Source organism: Acutalibacter sp. 1XD8-33, assembly GCF_003612555.1.
Lineage (GTDB): Bacteria > Bacillota > Clostridia > Oscillospirales > Acutalibacteraceae > Acutalibacter.
Window position 1 is genome coordinate 104,809 of record NZ_RAZF01000010.1, and the last position, 18,645, is coordinate 123,453.

The window sequence follows — 18,645 nt, forward strand, 5'->3', positions numbered from 1 at the left end:
AGGTCAAATCGCCTCCGTAAGCCTGCGCACAGCTTCTTCCTCTGTCTCCACGAAGAAGAAGTCCCTGCCCTGGTTGGATTCGTAGATAAAATCATGCAGCGGCTTGCTGGTATAGCGGGAACCCCCCAAAAAAACAGCCAATTTTATCTGGTAATTGACGTATTTCTGCAAAATCTCCCCGGCCATCCCGCTGCTGAGGATGAAGAATTCCTCCGCCACCAGCCTTTTGGGCAGGACAAGCCGCTGGGCCCCGGTCTCATATTTTACGGTCATGGCCAAATCCAGGGCCTCCTGGGGGCCGGTGATTAGCTTCCCCTCATCCTCCACCAGGGCGACAAGAACGCCGTTTTCCGTAAGTTTCCTAATTGTCATGTTCGGCTCCTCTCCACTCCAAATTCCGCTCCCCCAGCTTTTTTGAGGGGAAGAACTCGTAGAGCGCCGCGCCGGTGATCCTCCCGGAGAACCGCCGGAACCGCTCCCCCAGAATCTCCCCGGCCCGCAGGACCCGGTCCCTCTCGTCGATCAGCATGGTGGTGTGGGCCGTCCAGCCCTTTTCATCGCTGAAATGCTCCTTGAGGTCCAGCAGCTCCCGGCTCACGTCCGGGGCCAGAAAGAGCACCCGCTGCCCCTCAAACATCCCCATATGGTTGAAGAATACCTCCACCGGCTCCATGCAGAGGCCGCGCAGCTTTTCCAGCAGCTCCTCCCGGCGCTCCAGGCCGAAGGTCCCCAAGGTCACATGGAAGGGGATGCCCATGGTCTGCCGGCCGGCAAAGCCCTGGTCCAGAATGGCCCGTTGATATTCTTCCAGCCTGTGCTGGGTGGCCCCGTCGTAGATCCCCAGCACACAAAAAAACTTCTCCACGTCTGTCCCCCTCCATCCTTTCCGGCCCCGGAAGCCTCCCCGCTCCCCGGCCGCTCGCTGAAACTTGCGCCTGCGGCACAAGGCAGCCGCGAAAACCGCGCGTCTGCGCTCGCGGCCCTCTACTTCTCCGCGCTGGCGAACAGATTGTCCTTGCCCATGCCCAGCACGTAGGGGTTCTGGTCATACTCATAGCAGAAGTCCAGGAAGTCCCGCCTCTGCTCCGGGTCCTCCATGATCTTCCGCAGAATCTCCCAGGATATGCTGCGGGCATAGGCTCCGGGCCCGGCCATGCGGATGTTTTTCATCCCCAGCCCCTCCAGGATCCCCCGCAGCTCCTCGGGCAGAAAGCTATAGGTGATGCACCAGGGCGCGCCGCCCCGCTCGTACTCGTCTATTTCCGCCTGTCCGCCCATGAGCCCCTCGGCCAGCAGCTTCTCCATTCCCGCCCGGTCAAAGCGGAAATTCTCCACCATCTCCTCCCGATGGCTCAGGCACCAGTCCACGAAGGGGTCGCCGCAGTTCTCGTCCAGGATATAGTGGCTCTTCTGGATGGGGTCCGCCAGATAGGGCAGGGAACCCAGCCGGGAGGCGACGCTGAGGAGCAGCCTCTTCCCGCATATTCTGGCCAGCTCCCCGATCACCCGCTCCTGGTTGGGCCAGGTGTAGGACACGGGGGCGTCGAAGGAGAACACCAGATCGAACTGCCCGTCCCGATAGGCGGAGAGGTCCTCCAGCGCCCCCTGGACGAACTCCATCCGGTCCAGCACCCCGGCCTCCGCCGCCAGTTCCCTGGCCTTTTCAATCATGGGCTTCGAGATGTCGAAATGGGTGACCCGAAGCCCCCGCTTTGCCAGCAGGATAGAGAAGCGGCCGCTTCCGGCTCCGCCGTCGAACACGGTCTCCGCGCCCTCCAGCGCGGCCAGCACCTGGCGCTCCAGATGGTCCTTCTGGACAATGTCGTCGATAAAGGTGGCCTCCCGCCGGCTCTCCCGCTCTCCCTTGTCCGGCTGGTTCCATTGACGCTCCGAAATTTTCTGGCTATAGCTTTCGTTCATGTCTCTCTCCTCCTTTAAGACCTTGGGGCGTTAGATCTCGCCTGCCGGCTCGGTCGGCGACGGGAAATCGCCACAGGCGATTGTCGCCCCAAAACCCCACAAACTTTTTGAAAAAAGTTTGATCAAAAACTTTTACCCTGCTTCCTCACTTCGTTCGTCGCAGACATTTCCGATGGATAACATTGACCGGTCCAGCTGGTCTTAAGCCGGCGAGGAGTTTGAGGGGTGAGCGTCTGCCAGTGGCAGACACGCCGCGAACCGACCGAGCCGGCAGGCGAGACTCGAGAAGCCCTTGGACCACGAGAAAGCCAGCTACGGGCACAGCTTCCCAGCCAACTCGCCCGGCCAAGCACTGTGCTCCTTGCCGCGCCGCCGAGCCCACCGTTCCCCCCATATAACAACGCCATATGGGGAATCAGCACAGCTCCTCCCGGATCACGTCCGCCACTTCCTTGGCCAGCTCCTGGATCTGGGCCTCGTCCCGGCCCTCTACCATCACCCGCAGCAGGGGCTCGGTGCCGCTGGGCCGCACAATCACCCTGCCCTCGTCTCCCAGCACGCCGCTGACCTTGTCGATCACCGCCCGCACCCGCTGGTCGGTGTAGAAGCCCAGCTTCCCCTCGGGCGTGACCTGGATGTTTACCATGGTCTGGGGGTAGCGCTGCATGGCCGTAGCCAGAGAGGAGAGCTTCGCCTGCCGCCGGTGGAGCAGGCTCAGCAGCTGGCAGGCGGTGAGCTGGCCGTCGCCGGTGGTGGCGAAATCCCGGAAGATCACATGGCCGCTCTGCTCGCCGCCAAAGCTGTAGCCCTCCAGGCGCATCTGCTCCAACACATACCGGTCGCCCACCTTGGTGGCCTCGAAGCGCATCCCGTTGTCCTGGCAAAATTTCTGGAAGCCCAGGTTCGTCATGATGGTGCCCACCACCGTGTTCTTATTCAGTTTGCCCCGGCTCTTCATGTCCAGGGCGCAGATGGCCATGATGAAGTCCCCGTCCACGAAATTGCCGGTCTCGTCCACCATCAGGCACCGGTCCGCGTCCCCGTCAAAGGCCACGCCCGCGTCCAGCTCATGGGTGCGCACATATTCGATGAGCCCCTCCATGTGGGTGGACCCGCAGTCCCGGTTCACGTTTACGCCGTCCGGGCTCTGGTTCAGCATGACGGCCTGGGCGCCCAGCTCGGTGAACAGGGTCTCGGCGGTGGCGCTGGCGGAGCCGTTGGCGCAGTCCACGGCGATCTTCATGCCGTCCAGGGCAAAGTGCACCGTGCTCTTCACATGCTCAATATAGTCCCGGACGGCGGTTTCCGCCCGTGTCACGGTGCCGATGCCGCCGTCCGCCGGCAACTGGCCGGAGATGTCCGTCTTGCCCAGGATGATGTCCTCGATGCGCTCCTCCAGGTCGTCCGGCAGCTTGAAGCCGTCCCCGGAGAAGATCTTGATGCCGTTGTACTCAAAGGAGTTGTGGGAGGCGGAAATCATGATGCCCGCGTCCGCCTTGTACTTCTCCACCAGATAGGCCACGGCGGGGGTGGGCACTACGCCCAGGGTCACCACGCTGGCCCCGATGCTGCACAGCCCCGCCGCCATGGCGTTCTCCAGCATGTCGGAGGAGAGCCGGGTGTCCTTGCCGATCAATACCCGGGGATGGCGGTTGGATTTGTTCGTCAGCACCTGCGCCGCCGCCCGGCCCAGCTGGGTGGCCAGCTCGCAGGTCAGGTCCCTGTTGGCGATGCCTCTGATTCCGTCTGTTCCGAATAGTCTGCCCATAAAAACACCTTCGCTTTCTAAAAAAATATAAAAATGAAAATCCATTCTTTTCTGGAGCAATACTGTGGGACTCCCGCGCCTTACGGCAAGACCGTGGGGCGCTGCCCCACACTCTGCGAGCTTTCTCAAAGGCCGCAGAGTGTGGGGACAGCGTCCCCAAGGTCTCAATAAAGTATACTTTCTGAAAGACAAGCGGCAGCGCGCACAATCGCTCAATAAAGTATCGACTATTATGGTATATGATCGTAAGACAAGGAATTTTTTGCCTTTTCATTATATCCCGCTTTTGAAATTGTGTCAACAGGCATTGGAGAAGAGGCAGCGTCGTGTTTTTGTCTCCAGGAAAATTCCGGCTTGGGCCGCAAAAAAATTCTTTTTATTTCGATTCTATAAGGCAAATTTTAAAATGGAGAGATTATAATTATATGTATGAACACAAAGAAAAAATAGTCTCTGGGGTGCGGCGGCCGCTGGAAGGGCCAGGAAAGGCATTTTTCCGAAAATGAAAATTTGCGCGTTGGAGTAGTTGCTTTTTTGAGGAATTTAGTGTATAATTCATACATTGACATCTGGGATTTACCAAGCATACGAAAAATTTTTCATAGTTTACACAGATTTTCAACATGGAGGCATGCTCATGAATTACAATCTATCTGTCGCGCAGCTTAAGGAGGCTATTCGGGATAAGCTGTCCCATACCTTTGGCGTCTCTCTGCAGAACGCTACGAACGAGGAATATTATAAAGCCGTAGCCCTGATTGTCCGGGAACTGATGGCAAAGGGCCGGGCGGAGTTTAACCAGAACGCCGAAAGCACCGAGACAAAGCGGATCTATTATCTCTGCATGGAATTCCTTCTGGGCCGTTCTCTGCGCAACAACCTGTGCAATCTGGGCATGGAGGACAATGTGCGCCAGGCCCTGGCGGAATATGGCATCAAGCTGGACCATCTCTACGACCAGGAGCCGGATGCGGGCCTGGGCAACGGCGGCTTGGGGCGGCTTGCGGCCTGCTTCCTGGACGGCCTCGCCACCCAGGGATATCCTGCCATGGGCTATTCTCTGCGGTATGAATACGGCCTGTTCCGCCAGAAGCTGGTGGAGGGCTGGCAGACTGAGCTGCCGGATTTCTGGCTGCCGGGGGGCTCCGTTTGGATGCAGCAAGTACCCGACAACTCCGTGGAAGTCCACTTCGACGGCCACATTGAAGAGCGTTGGAACGACCAGTACCACGCGGTGAAACACAAGGACTACACCACCGTCACCGCCGTGCCCTTTGATCTGTACGTCTCCGGTATGGACGGCCGGGGCATCAGCCTGTTGCGGGTGTGGAAGGCGGAGAACCACCAGTTTGACATGAGCCTCTTCGGGGGCGGCAACTATATGCGGGCCATGGAGCAGCAGACCATGGCGGAGGTGATCACCAAGGTCCTCTACCCCGAGGACGATCACACAGAGGGCAAGCTGCTGCGCCTCTCTCAGCAGTACTTCCTGGTGTCCGCCTCTGTCCAGGACATTATCCGCCGGCACCTCTTTGCTCACAGCAATCTGGACGAGCTGCCTCAGCTCTGCGCCATTCACCTGAACGATACCCATCCTGTGCTGGCGATTCCCGAGATGATGCGGGTGATGCTGGACGAGTGCGGCTATAGCTGGGAGGCGGCCTGGGATATTGTCAAGCGCACGGTGGCCTATACCAACCATACCGTAATGAGCGAGGCCCTGGAAACCTGGAAGGCGGACCTGATGCGCATGCGCCTGCCCAGAATTTACCAGATCATTGAGGAGATCAACCGCCGCTTCTGGGAGGAGATGAAGTATAAGGGTGTGGACCACGGCAAGATTGCCCGCATGGCCCCCATTCAGAACGGCTACGTGAAGATGGCCAACCTGGCGGTGATCGGCTCCCACAGCGTCAACGGCGTCTCCGCCCTGCACAGCGATATCCTCAAGGAGGACGTGTTCCACGATTTCTATGTGGAGGAGCCTGAAAAATTCGGGAACGTGACCAACGGCATCGCGCACCGCCGCTGGCTGAACCAGTCCAACCCCCAGCTGGCGGGACTGATTACCGAGCTCATCGGCAAAGACTATATCTACGATGCGGATAAGCTCTCCGGTCTGGTTAAATATAAAAATGACTCCGTTGTCCTGGAGCGGCTTCAGAAGATCAAGCGCCAGAACAAGGAGCGGCTGGCAAGCCACCTCAAGCGCACCCAGGGGGACATTGTGGATCCGGACAGCATCTTCGACGTACAGGTGAAGCGCCTGCACGAGTACAAGCGTCAGCACATGAACGCCCTGTCCATCCTGGCCACCTACCAGTGGCTGCTGGACAATCCCAACGCGGACTTTACCCCCCACACCTGGTTCTTCGGGGCCAAGGCCGCGCCGGGGTACTATTTCGCCAAGCAGATCATCGAGTTCATCGCCGCCCTGGCCCACACCATCAACAACGACCAGCGGGTGAACCAGAAGATGAAGGTGATCTTCGTGGAGAACTACTGCGTCACCTGGGCGGAGCTACTTACCCCTGCGGCGGAGATCAGCGAGCAGATCTCTCTGGCGGGTACAGAGGCCTCCGGCACCAGCAACATGAAGTTCATGATCAACGGCGCCATCACCCTAGGCACTTTGGACGGGGCCAATGTGGAGATTCATGAAGCTGTGGGCGACGAGAACATCCTGCTCTTCGGCATGACGGCCAGTCAGGTGGAGGAGCTGAAGCGCACAGGCTATCATCCTACCCAGCATTATCAGCATGACCAGCAGATTCGCCGGGCTTTGGACGCGCTGAATCAGGGAATCGGGGGCAAGCAGTTCGGGGACATCTACCGGGCTATGCTTCAGCAGGACCGCTACATGGCTCTGGCAGACTTCCAGTCCTACCGGGCCGCCCAGGAACGGGCCCAGGCCCTCTACCATGACCAGAACCTGTGGAACCGGATGTCTCTGGTGAACATTGCCGGAGCGGGACGCTTTGCCGCCGACCGGGCCATCCGGGAGTACGCGGGGAATATCTGGCGTGCCAGCCCTGTGCCCCCGGAGAAGAATCTGGCCGCCAAAACCCTGGGATAAGCGGGGAAGTGGCCTGAGCGCGTGTTTTTGTAAGTGTTTTTTTGAAGTAATGGAAGGCCTTCGGCGGCACAGAAGAGTTCGCTTGCGAACTCTACGCCGCCTACGGCAAGACCTTGGGGCTTTGCCCCAAACCCCACAAGGGGCCTAACGCCCCTTGACCGCGTATGTGGTTCGTGGGGGCGCGTCAAGCTAACCAGGGTAAAAGTTTTTGATCCAAACTTTTTTCAAAAAGTTTGGCGGGGTGGAGGGGGGGAACCCCTCCCCGCCGGAGGCCAAAACATCGTCCCCTAAAAATGTGATCAGGATATTCCCAGATAAACAGGTAGAGCCCCAAAAGGAGTTGCGTTATATTGACCCTATTCCATTCCCGAAACCCGAAATTCCGCAGCCCCACCGGAGCGGTGGCGGCTGGCAGTGCCGTGCATTTCCGTATCACCCTGCCCAGAGAGCTAAGCTGCTCTGCGGCCCGGCTCATCGTGGAGCAGGAGGGCACCCTCACGGAGGTCTGCAATATGTTCTGGTGCGGCATGAACGGCGACAGCCGGGAGTGGTGGGAGTGTGATTTTACTCCCAAGGAAGCCGGGCTGTATTTCTATCAGTTTGAGGCCAATACCTGCCGGGGCATGCAGCGGCTCTCCCGGGGAGAGCGGGGCTACGCCATCTTCGGCGGCACCTACCGCTGGCAGCTCACGGTTTATCAGGCTGGTTTTGAAACGCCTTCTTGGCTGGAGGGCGGCGTGATGTACCAGGTGTTTCCAGACCGCTTTGCCCGTTCTCCAGAGGCGAATTTGAAAGAACTGCCGGGAATCCCTTCTGGCAGGACGTTTCATGAGGATTGGTATGAGCAGCCGGATTGGAGGCCTAACGAACGGGGAATTGTGACCAACAGCGACTTTTTTGGGGGGAACCTGCGGGGCATCCAGGAGAAGCTCCCCTATTTAAAGGAACTAGGCGTCACCTGCCTGTACTGTAACCCTCTCTTCGAAAGCCACTCCAACCACCGCTACGATACTGCTGACTACTCTAAGATCGACCCACTATTGGGAGATGAGGCGGACTTTCGGTCTCTATGCGAGGCGGCCGGGGAGCTGGGCATCCGAGTGATCATCGACGGGGTGTTCAGCCACACGGGCAGCGACAGCGTGTATTTTAACCGGGAGGGGCGCTACCCGGGGCCCGGGGCCTACAACTCCACAGAGTCCCCCTATTTTCGATGGTACTCCTTCCGAAACTGGCCCCACGAATATGACAGCTGGTGGGGGTTTGATACTCTTCCCAACGTGAACGAGACTGACGAAAGCTATAATCAGTTCATCAATGGAGACCGGGGCATTGTACGCAAATGGCTGAAAGCGGGGGCCTCTGGCTGGCGGTTGGATGTGGCGGACGAGCTGCCCGCTCTGTTCATCGACCGGCTTTCGGCAGCGGCAAAGGAGGAAAAGTCCGATGCTCTGGTACTGGGCGAGGTCTGGGAGGACGCCTCCAACAAGTCTGCCTATGGTGTGCGCAGGCGGTATCTTTTGGGCGGCCAGCTGGACAGTGTGATGAACTACCCTTTTCGGGACGCGATTCTGGGCTTTCTTCTGGGAGGGAACCCCAAGGATTTTGCCGAAACTGTGGAGAATATTGCGGAAAACTATCCGCCGCAATGTCTGCGCCTGCTTATGAATCACATCGGCACCCATGATACGGAACGGGCTCTGACCGTGTTGGGAGGAGAACCTGCCGGAAGCCGGGGGAGGGACTGGCAGAGCGGGCAGCGGCTGAGCCCGGCCCAGCGGGAGACTGGCGTCCGGCGGCTGAAACTGGCGGCGGCAATTCAATACTTTCTGCCCGGCGTTCCCTGTATTTACTATGGCGATGAGGCAGGGCTGGAGGGATACCGGGATCCCTTTAACCGTGCGTGCTACCCGTGGGGCCGGGAGGACCAGGACCTGCTGGACTGGTACCGTCAGTTAGGGAAAATGCGCGGGGAATACAGGAGTATTCTGGCGCGGGGAGGCTACCGCACCCTGCGTGCAGAGGGAAACCTATTGGTTTTGGAGCGCTATCAGGTTATTCAGGATGACAGAGAAGAAGGAGTTTATCGAGACAGCCTCTTGCTGATTGTAAACCGCAGCGAGCGCCCTCAAAGCATTATGAGCCTAAAGCTAGATCTAACCGGCGGCCAGCCGGTGATGGGAGAGAGCCTGGCAACCGTAAATGTGCTCCGGCCTTATAGCTGCGCGCTGATAAAATTTTGCAGGAAAATAGAAGCAAACACTTGACAAGAGCTGGAAAAGGGATTATAATAGAAAAGCTGAAATAAGCGCCAGTAGCTCAGCTGGATAGAGTGTTTGGCTACGAACCAAAAGGTCGGGGGTTCGAATCCCTTCTGGCGTGCCAGGTAGGGACGGAGATTTTGATAGAATGAGTATCAAGATTTCTGTCCCTATTTTTATGTCAAAGCGGGTGTTTTCGACTGATTTTCGCACATTTTTAGAAAAAGCACCGCTGCGGGCCAAGGAAATCTCCGGCCTGCAGCGGTGCTTTTTTGCTTTTCTCTGGGTTCTGGACGTTTGTATGCGTTGAAACTTTGCATAAGGCGTTAGATTTTTGGGTTTGTAGGTGGAGAAAGGCAGAAACCCGTTAAATCTTTGAGCAGGCGTTAAATCATTCTCAACATATGATTCGGCAGCACTTATTCGTCCACAGGAACGGGAATATAAACTCGCTCCAGAGGAATGACCTTTTTGTACTTGGGACTAAGATTCTCATAATACTTGAGAACCAGTGTTGCAAGCTCATCCCCGTCAATTCCTCTGATAATGGGGGTGCTGTCCAGATACTTTCTTGCGTTTTTTGTGTAGCCTGACAATGATATGAACAATCCGTAGTCGCCCTCACGCATGGCCCCCTTCAGCGATTGAATCGTGGTCTCCCGAATGTCTCCGTCCTGGCTCTTTACCTGAACCAAAATCCGAGGGGGAAGCTCATCTTTGTACGCAGTTATGTCAATGCCGCTGTCGCCGCCCTGTGGTGAAAGCTCTGTGCGATATCCCATTGCATCCAACAGGTCAGCCACGAAACTCTCCAAAGCATAGCCCTTCAAATTCCGGCTAAGTTCCTTCAGTATGAAGTCCTTGGTGCTTTGTTTGATCTCCTCGGCTGTGGCGCCTACGCTTTCGTCCTCATCCTCCATTGCCGTCTTCTTGAATCCGGTATCCAGAGATGCCAAAAACTCATCCGCATAGTTTTTGATGGTGAAAAGTGACATTGCCGATCCCGATTCGTACAAGGCACCTTGTGAAAAGACGGTTCTGGGCAAATGTTTCAGCCACTTTACCTTGCGCCGATTGACATATTCCTGCGCCGAAGCCTCGTACTGATACTCTCCCTCAACAATTCCAATGTTTATCTCGCGGTTGCTTTTCGATGGAAACACCACATAGTCCCCAATCTGCACCTCATAGCGGAATCGATAAAGCATCCCCGCTGCCAGAGCAATGGCTCCTTTCTTGTCCTGCGGATACACTTCGGCATATTTTTTCTTGAATGCCTCGCGGTCATTCTCCATATCTGTGAGGTCGCCAAAAGCGCCCCATCCAATGGCTATGGTGTTGTCTTTCAAAAATAGAGAGTCATCCTGCGTATGGATACCCCATATCCTTCTCTTTGTTTCGTTCATGATCCTGCCCTCCTTCAGCAATAGGCCAGCCTATTGTCCGAAATGCTGCTCAACCAAAGCATCCAGGGTCCCCAGCTTGGATGCCTCCGCCGCGTCTGCCTCTACAAAGTTGTGGGTGCTGTGTTTCAGTTCCTCTTCAAAACCGAGGATATAGTTTGTGGCAATCAAATAGATAATGCGCGTAGGAGCCATACCAAAGACCTGCTCCTGGAGAATGTGGCGGATGCGGTCCCTCTCATCGGGGTAAGCGACCTTGAGGCCCTCGCTCCGATAAAGCCGTTTGACAATTTCGGTGATGTAAAGCCCTGACTTCATGTAGAGGTCTGCAAATTTCTTTTCCCCCTCCGCAAGATGGCGGAGCGTATCGGCATCTCTGCACCCTATTTGAGCGACATCGAGAAGGATCGGCACAACCCGCCTGAAATGGACAAGCTGGAACTCATCTCCCATGTTCTCCTCCTGTCAGAAGACGAAAAATCTACTATGCTTGACTTGGCAGGAAGAAAGCGTAATTCCGTGGCGCCGGACCTCCCTGGCTACATCATGGAGCGGGAGTATGTATCCGCCGCCCTCCGCACCGCCCGTGACCTGGATGCGGGAGAGGAGGAGTGGATGAAGTTTGTTGCCGAGCTGAAAAAGCGGAAGGGGTAAAAGCAATTTATGTACACGCCCTCGTACAGAACCCAGAAGAACGGAGTCCCTGTTCTGAAGAAGGAAGAAATCGACACAATCGGAGAAGAGTATGTATGGGATTTCCAGCCGGAAGTTCTGAGAAACCCTGCGCCCGTAGACATAGAGGGCTTTATCGAGTGCTACCTTGGAATGACTACGGACTACCAGTACCTTTCCCACAACGGCATCTATCTGGGCATGACGGTGTTCAATGATACGGGCAGGGTGATTGTGTGGTCGCCTGAGACCAACCTGACTGAATATATCAGCGCAAAGGCCCGGACTGTCATTGTGGACAACAGCCTTTTGGAGGAGAGCCAGCAGCATCGGTACCGGTTCTCCTCGGCCATTCTCATGCCAAAATCCGCTGTGGAATTGGTAGCGTAGCGGCACAGGAGGGAACAGAGCCTTGTCCGTAGCATTGCCATCGTACATGATGTGGTCGAGACCTTTGACATTTCCATGGAGGCTACGACCTATTGGCTGAAAGAATTTGGTATCGATAGGCCAATTTATATTAATATATGTGCATATCCAAAAAGGAGGCGGTTGCCGTGGAGCCTTTTGACAAAAAACGATGTCTGGATAACATCTATTTTCTGGCTAAGCAGAAGGGGAAAAAATCGGAGAACTTGAAGAGCTGGCGGACGTCAGTAGCGGGTACCTCTCCCGTGCCAACAAGGAAGACAACACTTCAAAGTTGACTATTGACCTCATCGTTGCGATTGCACAGACTTTGGAGGTATCTATCGACAGGCTGGTCTGCATGATCTTGCTTCACTCTCCCTCAATGAGCGCAAGATCATTGAATTTATTGAAAAGTTGGATAGAGATACAGAAGAAGGTAAAATTGACTGGGAGAAAAATCCGCCCATATCGCTCACTGGCATAGAGTGCTATAATGATGGAACAACTTCTGAGTGTTTGTTCTTGTGCGAGAATGGAGAGCCATATTACCACTCCTACTTTTTCCCAGGGCACGAGACTCAGCAGGCAGGAGACTTTTTCACTTATTACATCGCTAATGATATTCGTGTGATTTTCACGAAAGTGAAACATACCGAGGCCCAAGGAGAGGACTATGAGTTGTATTTCCTTGTCGAAGGTGATTATAACAGCCCGTCTTCGGTGGAGCCAGTGTGCGGAACCTGTCCTACGAGAGAAACACTGATTGATGCGGCCTTAAAGCATCTTTATGAAACATTGACTGATGCTTGCAGAAATGTTAAACCAAGTCCTGTTGTTAGAAATGTAATTGACCGATTTATGCGTGGCCCATTAGACGCCGCTCTGACTTCAGATGATGGGGAACTGCCATTTTGAGAATTTTGGAAGCACAAAAGATTCTAAAAAAATTAGTGTATCTATTGTCTTTTTGTTTGTATTTGATTTTAGTAACTCTTACTTCTGCCGAATCAAAATCGGTTGCCTGAAGAATTGTCGCTAACTCAGTTTGATATTGTTCGTTAATTGAGTAGTTTTCAGGAATAATCTCACGACGACAGATTTCGGCATCTTTTGCTGCTTTGGGCTTATCCGAAATATCTTCCTAATGTAAAGTGAAAAATAATGTAAAGTCACCTCTCTGAATGCCGCAAAACCAGCAAATCTTACTCTGCTGGCTTTGCATAATTCTGTAGATTATTAATGGACGTCACAGAAGCTTTCAAGCCATCCCATCAGGCTTTTATCTTCCGTCCATGATGGATATTCAACGGTGGGCCGTTCTGGCGGCTGGGCGCTTTCCAGAACTTTGCGCTTCATTTCCGTATTAATCTGTGCGTATACCTCAGTGGTCGTAAGGTCTGCATGCCCAAAAAGGTCCTTGATGTATTGAAGGTCTATCCCTGCTTCGAGCCAGTGCATGGCACGGCTGTGGCAGAATATATGCGGGTACACCTTCCCAGGGAACAGCTCCGGATCAGCGGCTTTGGCTGCATCGGCATATTTGTGGAAAATGTAGGAAATACCCGCACGCGTCAGTTTTTCCTTATGGCGGTTGCAGAATAACGGCTCATCCTTCAGGCAGGGGCGGTACCGTTTTTCATCCTGCAGGTACAGCCGCAGCGCTGCTGAAATGTCTGCGATAAGAGGCACAGACCGGGCTTTATTGCCCTTTCCATGCAGGTGCACAATGGCCCCTTTTTTGTCAAGGCACAGGTCGCCGACGCGCAGGTCGGCAATCTCTGAGATCCTTGCCCCTGCCTCATACATCAGGCACAGCAGGGAAGAGTCCCTCCTGCCGCTGTGGCACTGCTGGTCGGGCTGCTTAAGCACTGCCTTTATGGCTTCAACAGGGAGATGACGGATTGTATGTTTTTCCTGTTTTTTCTTCGGGATGGAGCAGACCGTCTGGCAGAGGAGGACATGCTCCGGGTTTTCGTATTGGAGGTATTTGAAAAAAGTATTCAGGGCGATCCGCCGTTGGTTCCTTGTCGTGGCCGAATTGCCCTTTTCCTGTTCCAGCCAGGCAAGGAAATCCTCCACCAGCTGCCGGTCAAGATCCCTGATCTCCATCTTCTCCCGTTTCAGATGGCGCTCGCTTTCGCAGTAGGACAGGAACACTGACATGGAATCCCTGTAGGAGTGGATCGTGTTTTCACTCAGCCCTTTCTGTACCGGCAGGTATTCAAAAAAGTAGCCGGACAGGGCGCGTGCGAAATCAGTCGGCTTTATCATAAGTACCATCCACCTCCTCCGGCAGGAATTTTAAGATATCGGCATACATCCCGCCAAGCTCCGCTTCGCAGGCCTGCCTGAGCGGAATGCTTTTTCTATGGCAGATTTTGTGTAGCGCTTTTTGTCTTTTGTATAGAAGAAAGGCATATCTTCCGGGGTATCCTGGTGGACATTCCGGATGTATTGGAGGCACCGGCCGGTGAGCGAGGCCGACATCGGCACGATGCGCTCCCTGTCATTCTTGCCATGCCGGATATGAAGGGTGCCGCTGTCTGTGTCAACATCCTGCAGGCGCAGCGACAGTGCCTCGGAAATACGCAGCCCGCAGCCATACAGCATCCGGAACAGCAGAGGATACACGAGGTGCCGGTGCGGGGATACATTGGTCGGCTCAAGTTTATCGAGACGGTTAAAGATGGATGCGATTTCCTCCCTGGTAAAAATATACGGCATATGTTTCTCCCCGGATTTCGGGATGGCAGGCAGCAGGTATGACGGATGCCCCTGCCTACAGAGGAACACCGCAAAGCGCTGCATTTCCGCAACCCTGTTGTGCCTTGTTATCTCTTTTTCATTCGGACGCTTTGCGCACCATGCGGTGGCGATCTCCTTCGTGATTGTATAATCATGGACCTCGTACCCTTTGCAGAAGTTGTCGAACATCTTAAGGAGCATTGCCTGTTGTTCGTATACAAGGCCGGAGGCCCTTTTCTGGGCGACAAAAGTTTCGCACATCGGGGCAAATGGGCCTGTGAAGTAGGATGTTTTCATAGATCCACCTCCAATGCACACTGACGGAGCAGCTCCGTATCCGTACTGATATATGTCTGGGTGCTTTCCGGCGTTGTGTGGCCCAGCGTCTGGGCGATCTCAGTCAGCTTCGCGCCATTGGAGAGCATGGCCGTGGCTATGCTGTGGCGGAAAGAATGCATCCCTACCGGTTTATCCGCAGGGACTTTTACCCCGGCTTTCTGGACAGCTTTCACCACTGTTTCGCGGAAGCTGTTTTTCAGGGCATCAAACGGGGCTGTGTGCCGCACGAAAATGTACCCGCAGTCCGTTTCCGGGCGTCCATGCTTAAGATAGTCGATAATGGCCCACCCTGCATCGTCGGGGAGCGGAAGCTCCAGCGGCACGCCGGTCTTTTTCTGGGTAATGGATATCCGCCTGTTCTGCCAGTCGATGGAATCAAAGCGGAGGAGGCGGACATCGCTGATACGCAGGCCCAGGCGGGCAACGAGCAGGAACACTGCGTAGTTGCGCTTCCCATGGGCATTGTCGCGGTCAACGGATGCCAGTATCCGCTCCACTTCCTCCGGGGTAAACACTGTCGGCAGCCTGTAGCTGTGTGTGCGGCGCACATCCGGCAGGGAGCCGGAAAAGCTCCTGCTGTGCCAGCCGTTTGCGAGGGCATAATCTGACAGCCTTCCAAGGAGCTTGATTGTCCCGCCAACTGTCCCGGAAGAAAAACCGGCCAGCGTTTCGATATAGGCGTTCAGGTGGTGCAGTTCGATCTGGCTGAACCGGTCTATCCCGCTGTTTGCCAGAAAATACTCGAAGCGGAACAGCCGGCTGCGCCATGTCCTGACAGAGCCCTCTGCAAAGCCGTCTTTGCGCAGTTTTTCAAGAAAACCTTCAAACAGCGGGCTGAATGCATCTGAAAAGGACTTCAGAGTCATGTGGGACTGCTTAAAGATCATGCCGAACTGTTGGAAGTCCAGCAGTATGTGGACGGCCCTGTTGACGTTCTGTGATGTATCCTTTTCGCCCAGGACAGCGCCGTATATGTCCCAGACAAAGCACCGTGCCGATTCCGCTGTCAGCAGGCCATCATTGTGTTCCTCGCAGTAGGATGCCAGATTCTTCCACACCGCGTCCATGCGGTCAATGGTGTACTGGCTGTAGCCAAGCTCGGACATCTGTGCCTTAACCGCTGTGACCAGCTCGCGGATATCTGCGGCTGGCGTACTTTTTGTTTCTTTCATCGCGTAAAAACCTCCATATTTTATTGTGATGGGATGATCCATCCAATAAAAGTGTAAAGAATTATGTTGAGTTTAGCGATGAATTTTTCAGCATTTCTGGCGTTTGAAGGAGGTGACTTTACATTATTTATCACTTTACATTAGCACAGTGATGTTGAGCTAAACATTAGCAGGCGTTTCAACTTTATATAAAATTCCCATAATTCTACGTCTGCGTTCCTGTAAGCCACGACACAAACTGGCAGAATCCTCGTCACTAGCGATTCTATTAATTGCAACATTAATTCTGACAAGTAAGGCTTTTAACAGTAACAAGAAGGTAGTCGTTCTCCGCTGACTATCGATAAGACCGTACTTTGTATCATTGTCCTGACAGTTAATTATAATCGTTCCGAAGAAATATCTGTCCTTGCTTTCACTTTCAACAAAATCATTAATGTCCTGCCACAGTTTATCGCAATTATCAACACCCCAAGAATACGCACGTTGGTAGTCCGGTATAGTGAAAATAGTATCTTCCTCAAATTTGAAATAATCACCTATTTTCTTGAGTTTGGGTTCAATGATTCTTAGCCATAATAATTTCTCCGTATAGTTGTTACGGGTTTTGTTTCATAGAATGCATACCATCTGGGAGTGATTCAAACCAAAACTTCCCATTTGTCGTAGCGTTTGCCGCTTTCACGGCGGATATGGTTCTTTTCCTGTAGAGATTTCATCAGTCTTTTGATCGTTCTAAGTGATTTGCCTGATGCATCTGCAAAATCCTGTTGCTTAGCAGTAGGGTTTTTTACGATTAGTTCTAAAAGTGCCAAGTCTTCCAAAGTATAGTTCAAAGTGCCAAATTTACAACTTTGGAGTTTTAAAAGTGGCGTTTTGTAGCGCGCTTTCATCCACAAAATCAACATGCATATAGCAGTTCTTTAGTTCGTGGTTTGTATCAAGCAGAAGATTGGCGAAAAACAATTCCAAAAATTTCGTGGTAGAATGAATGCCTTTTTGCAAATCGTTATAATTTGCACGAACCAATGCATTACGGAAATACCAAGAATTTTCACGGAACGCATCGTTATTGACACGGAACCCAGAGGCTTTCATATATTTAATCATAAACACGGCGGTAGCTCTTGTATTACCCTCTCCAAAGGGATGAATCTGTCCAATATCCGATGCAAATTTTGCGAGGTGCTTTACCGTTGCTTCAACCGACAGTCCTTCAATAAGAGAACTGTTTTTCGATGGCGAAATCATAATCCAAAGTATCTTTTATGCTGTTGAAATCAGCGTAGATAACCGTTTCACCATTCAGTATCCATTCCTTTTTCAAAATGTTATATTGACGAATCTTACCGGTGTGATCGAATACACCCTCAAACAATCTGCGGTGAATGGTAATCCACTCAGCAGGAGAAAACTGAAACGCTTTTTTGCCCAAAAACTTTGTTATTCTTGCGGATACAATATCTGCCTCTTTGGTTTCGTTTTTCGTTTCGGTGCGTGTAGATTTCTGCTCGTAATAGCTGTGAATACGCTTCTGAGCCTCATCTATGGTGATTTTTCCCTCAATGTGATCCTTTGCAGTATCCAGCAAATATTCAGACGTATTGAGTCCGTCAACCGCCTGTAAGCCAATAGCCGTTTGCCAAGCTTCACTTTTTTCGGCTCTTTCAAGCTCACCCTGCTTTATATTATTCTTCAAGTTCAAATTGCCAATTTTTATCGGGCATATTTTCATCTCATTTCGTTATCATAATTTTTCCGTCTTAAAGGTCGTATATCCTTCGTAGTAGTAGCTGTGGTCAATGCCTTTCATATAGACCTCACGGCTGTTGATGTCATCGGTCAAGGCATTTTTGAGAATGTGTTTAATTTCAATATCTTTAATCGGGTTGCGTTCCATAGCGAGCAGATAATCTTCTTTATCGGCCTTGCTCCAGTCAACAACTTTGTGAAGCTCAGTCTTAAAAATTAAATCGAGCCAAATACGAGTGCTGCGCCCATTTCCTTCTCTGAAGGGGTGGGCGATATTCATTTCCACATACTTTTCTACGATTTCATCAAAGGTAGACTGCAGCATTTTATCAATATTTTCAAGTACCGCTTCCAAATACATCACAGGCGCAAAACGGAAATTACCTTTTGCAATGTTTACCGTTCTGAGTTTTCCGGCAAAGTCGTAGATTTCTTCAAAAAGGTATTTATGAATAGCCTTGAGAACAGAAAATTCCCCAGCTGCTAATTGATTGAGAATTCCATTTTCAAAAAGTTCCGCTGCTTTTTCTTGCTGATTCGTTCTTCTCGGGCAAAGTCGGCAGAACTTGTCAGCCCTAATTTATTTTCAAGTGCCATATTGCGTTATTTCCTATCGTTGTCTAAAAGTCCACATGTGCGGTAATAGGATGAAATTGCTTGCATTTGCAGTTTATCGGCAAAAAGCCGGCGGTAGGTAACGGTTTTCTCCTTGCCCTCAGCCTTGAGCGCCGCCATTTTTTCTATCACAGAGTCGTATCGCACAAGAATATCGGAAAGCATTTTTTCAAAAGAGTTTAAGCGTTCTTCGTTCAGCATGTACCCCTTACTTATCTGCCGCAACGCCGGATTTCATCCAAGCGTCAACGTCGCTGATTTTAAATTTCCACAGCCTGCCGATTTTTGTGGCGGGCCTCTCTCTTTTTTCAATCCAAGCAAAAATGGTGTCACGGCTGACACCGAGATATTCACGAATTTCTTTCATCGAGTACCAGCGTTCAATGTTTAAGTCCATTTATATACCCTCACTTCCGAGTAGATATAAAAATACAGTATAATTAGTGTCTGCTGAAAAACGGATAAAAGGGAGTCAAAATCAAGGAATGCAAATGGAAACAGGGAAGAAAAG

21 protein-coding genes, 1 tRNA gene and 1 pseudogene are annotated in these 18,645 nt (G+C 52.7%); 7 read left to right on the forward strand and 16 right to left on the reverse strand.

Going from position 1 to position 18,645, the window contains the following annotated elements:
- Positions 1-3 precede the first annotated feature (3 nt).
- From D7X94_RS09125 to glmM, 4 genes are all read right to left on the reverse strand, one after another.
- Positions 4-372: a DUF4180 domain-containing protein gene (locus D7X94_RS09125; protein WP_120427404.1), complete on the reverse strand. Its 369-nt coding sequence runs from the start codon at positions 370-372 to the stop codon at positions 4-6.
- Positions 362-865, reverse strand: coding sequence for a 2'-5' RNA ligase family protein (locus tag D7X94_RS09130; RefSeq protein WP_120427405.1), 504 nt, complete (start codon positions 863-865; stop codon positions 362-364). The genes D7X94_RS09125 and D7X94_RS09130 overlap by 11 nt, the downstream gene beginning before the upstream one ends.
- Positions 866-984: 119 nt before the next feature.
- Positions 985-1,920, reverse strand: coding sequence for a class I SAM-dependent methyltransferase (locus tag D7X94_RS09135; protein WP_120427406.1), 936 nt, complete (start codon positions 1,918-1,920; stop codon positions 985-987).
- Between the two features lie 415 nt (positions 1,921-2,335).
- A complete protein-coding gene (glmM, locus tag D7X94_RS09140) occupies positions 2,336-3,688 on the reverse strand; it encodes a phosphoglucosamine mutase (RefSeq protein WP_120427432.1) in 1,353 nt (450 codons plus the stop codon).
- 637 nt (positions 3,689-4,325) lie between these two features.
- On the opposite strand from glmM, the gene D7X94_RS09150 reads away from it, so the two are divergent.
- The 4 genes from D7X94_RS09150 (at position 4,326) to D7X94_RS18430 (ending at position 9,335) form a co-directional block, all read left to right on the forward strand.
- Positions 4,326-6,764 (forward strand): glycogen/starch/alpha-glucan phosphorylase, encoded by a 2,439-nt coding sequence (locus D7X94_RS09150; RefSeq protein ID WP_120427408.1) that lies wholly within the window; start codon positions 4,326-4,328, stop codon positions 6,762-6,764.
- Positions 6,765-7,114: 350 nt separating this feature from the next.
- A complete protein-coding gene (locus D7X94_RS09155; protein ID WP_120427409.1) occupies positions 7,115-9,031 on the forward strand; it encodes a glycoside hydrolase family 13 protein in 1,917 nt (638 codons plus the stop codon).
- Between the two features lie 41 nt (positions 9,032-9,072).
- Positions 9,073-9,149: transfer RNA gene (locus D7X94_RS09160), tRNA-Arg, on the forward strand.
- 24 nt (positions 9,150-9,173) lie between these two features.
- Complete coding sequence (locus tag D7X94_RS18430) at positions 9,174-9,335, forward strand: hypothetical protein (RefSeq protein WP_158590967.1); 162 nt, start codon at positions 9,174-9,176, stop codon at positions 9,333-9,335.
- 109 nt (positions 9,336-9,444) lie between these two features.
- On the opposite strand, the gene D7X94_RS09165 is transcribed toward D7X94_RS18430, so the two are convergent.
- Both D7X94_RS09165 and D7X94_RS09170 read right to left on the reverse strand, forming a co-directional pair.
- Entirely contained in the window at positions 9,445-10,431 is a 987-nt protein-coding gene (locus D7X94_RS09165; RefSeq protein ID WP_120427410.1) for a restriction endonuclease, read from the reverse strand.
- A gap of 30 nt (positions 10,432-10,461) precedes the next feature.
- A complete protein-coding gene (locus D7X94_RS09170; protein WP_199715055.1) occupies positions 10,462-10,881 on the reverse strand; it encodes a hypothetical protein in 420 nt (139 codons plus the stop codon).
- Here D7X94_RS09170 and D7X94_RS19500 point away from each other — a divergent pair.
- The 3 genes from D7X94_RS19500 (at position 10,783) to D7X94_RS18160 (ending at position 12,426) form a co-directional block, all read left to right on the forward strand.
- The gene (locus tag D7X94_RS19500) at positions 10,783-11,082 is read left to right on the forward strand and encodes a helix-turn-helix domain-containing protein (protein ID WP_120427411.1); all 300 of its coding nucleotides are present in this window, start codon (positions 10,783-10,785) and stop codon (positions 11,080-11,082) included. The genes D7X94_RS09170 and D7X94_RS19500 overlap by 99 nt on opposite strands.
- A 9-nt stretch (positions 11,083-11,091) precedes the next feature.
- A complete protein-coding gene (locus D7X94_RS09180; RefSeq protein WP_120427412.1) occupies positions 11,092-11,490 on the forward strand; it encodes a hypothetical protein in 399 nt (132 codons plus the stop codon).
- 435 nt (positions 11,491-11,925) lie between these two features.
- Positions 11,926-12,426, forward strand: a complete 501-nt coding sequence (locus D7X94_RS18160) for a hypothetical protein (RefSeq protein WP_147401694.1) — start codon at positions 11,926-11,928, stop codon at positions 12,424-12,426.
- Positions 12,427-12,747: 321 nt separating this feature from the next.
- On the opposite strand, the gene D7X94_RS09190 is transcribed toward D7X94_RS18160, so the two are convergent.
- The 10 genes and pseudogenes from D7X94_RS09190 to D7X94_RS09230 all read right to left on the reverse strand — a co-directional run bounded on the left by D7X94_RS09190 (position 12,748) and on the right by D7X94_RS09230 (position 18,531).
- Entirely contained in the window at positions 12,748-13,791 is a 1,044-nt protein-coding gene (locus tag D7X94_RS09190) for a tyrosine-type recombinase/integrase (protein WP_120427414.1), read from the reverse strand.
- A gap of 21 nt (positions 13,792-13,812) precedes the next feature.
- On the reverse strand, positions 13,813-14,553 hold the full coding sequence (locus D7X94_RS09195; protein WP_120427415.1) for a tyrosine-type recombinase/integrase: 741 nt from the start codon (positions 14,551-14,553) through the stop codon (positions 13,813-13,815).
- Positions 14,550-15,767 carry a site-specific integrase gene (locus D7X94_RS09200; RefSeq protein WP_158590969.1) on the reverse strand — a complete coding sequence of 406 codons (1,218 nt, stop codon included), beginning with the start codon at positions 15,765-15,767 and terminating at the stop codon, positions 14,550-14,552. Before D7X94_RS09200 ends, D7X94_RS09195 begins: the two co-directional genes overlap by 4 nt.
- Before the next feature lie 159 nt (positions 15,768-15,926).
- A complete protein-coding gene (locus D7X94_RS19850; RefSeq protein WP_120427417.1) occupies positions 15,927-16,334 on the reverse strand; it encodes a DUF262 domain-containing protein in 408 nt (135 codons plus the stop codon).
- 74 nt (positions 16,335-16,408) lie between these two features.
- A complete protein-coding gene (locus D7X94_RS09210; protein WP_158590970.1) occupies positions 16,409-16,582 on the reverse strand; it encodes a winged helix-turn-helix transcriptional regulator in 174 nt (57 codons plus the stop codon).
- A gap of 31 nt (positions 16,583-16,613) precedes the next feature.
- On the reverse strand, positions 16,614-17,018 hold the full coding sequence (locus D7X94_RS19125; RefSeq protein ID WP_243111240.1) for a Fic family protein: 405 nt from the start codon (positions 17,016-17,018) through the stop codon (positions 16,614-16,616).
- The gene (locus tag D7X94_RS19130; RefSeq protein ID WP_243111241.1) at positions 16,984-17,472 is read right to left on the reverse strand and encodes a hypothetical protein; all 489 of its coding nucleotides are present in this window, start codon (positions 17,470-17,472) and stop codon (positions 16,984-16,986) included. Before D7X94_RS19130 ends, D7X94_RS19125 begins: the two co-directional genes overlap by 35 nt.
- A gap of 42 nt (positions 17,473-17,514) precedes the next feature.
- A pseudogene (gene fic, locus D7X94_RS09220) lies at positions 17,515-18,116 on the reverse strand (protein adenylyltransferase Fic).
- 6 nt (positions 18,117-18,122) lie between these two features.
- Positions 18,123-18,335, reverse strand: a complete 213-nt coding sequence (locus D7X94_RS09225) for a hypothetical protein (protein WP_120427419.1) — start codon at positions 18,333-18,335, stop codon at positions 18,123-18,125.
- Positions 18,336-18,342: 7 nt separating this feature from the next.
- Entirely contained in the window at positions 18,343-18,531 is a 189-nt protein-coding gene (locus D7X94_RS09230) for a helix-turn-helix domain-containing protein (RefSeq protein WP_120427420.1), read from the reverse strand.
- Between the last annotated feature and the right edge of the window lie 114 nt (positions 18,532-18,645).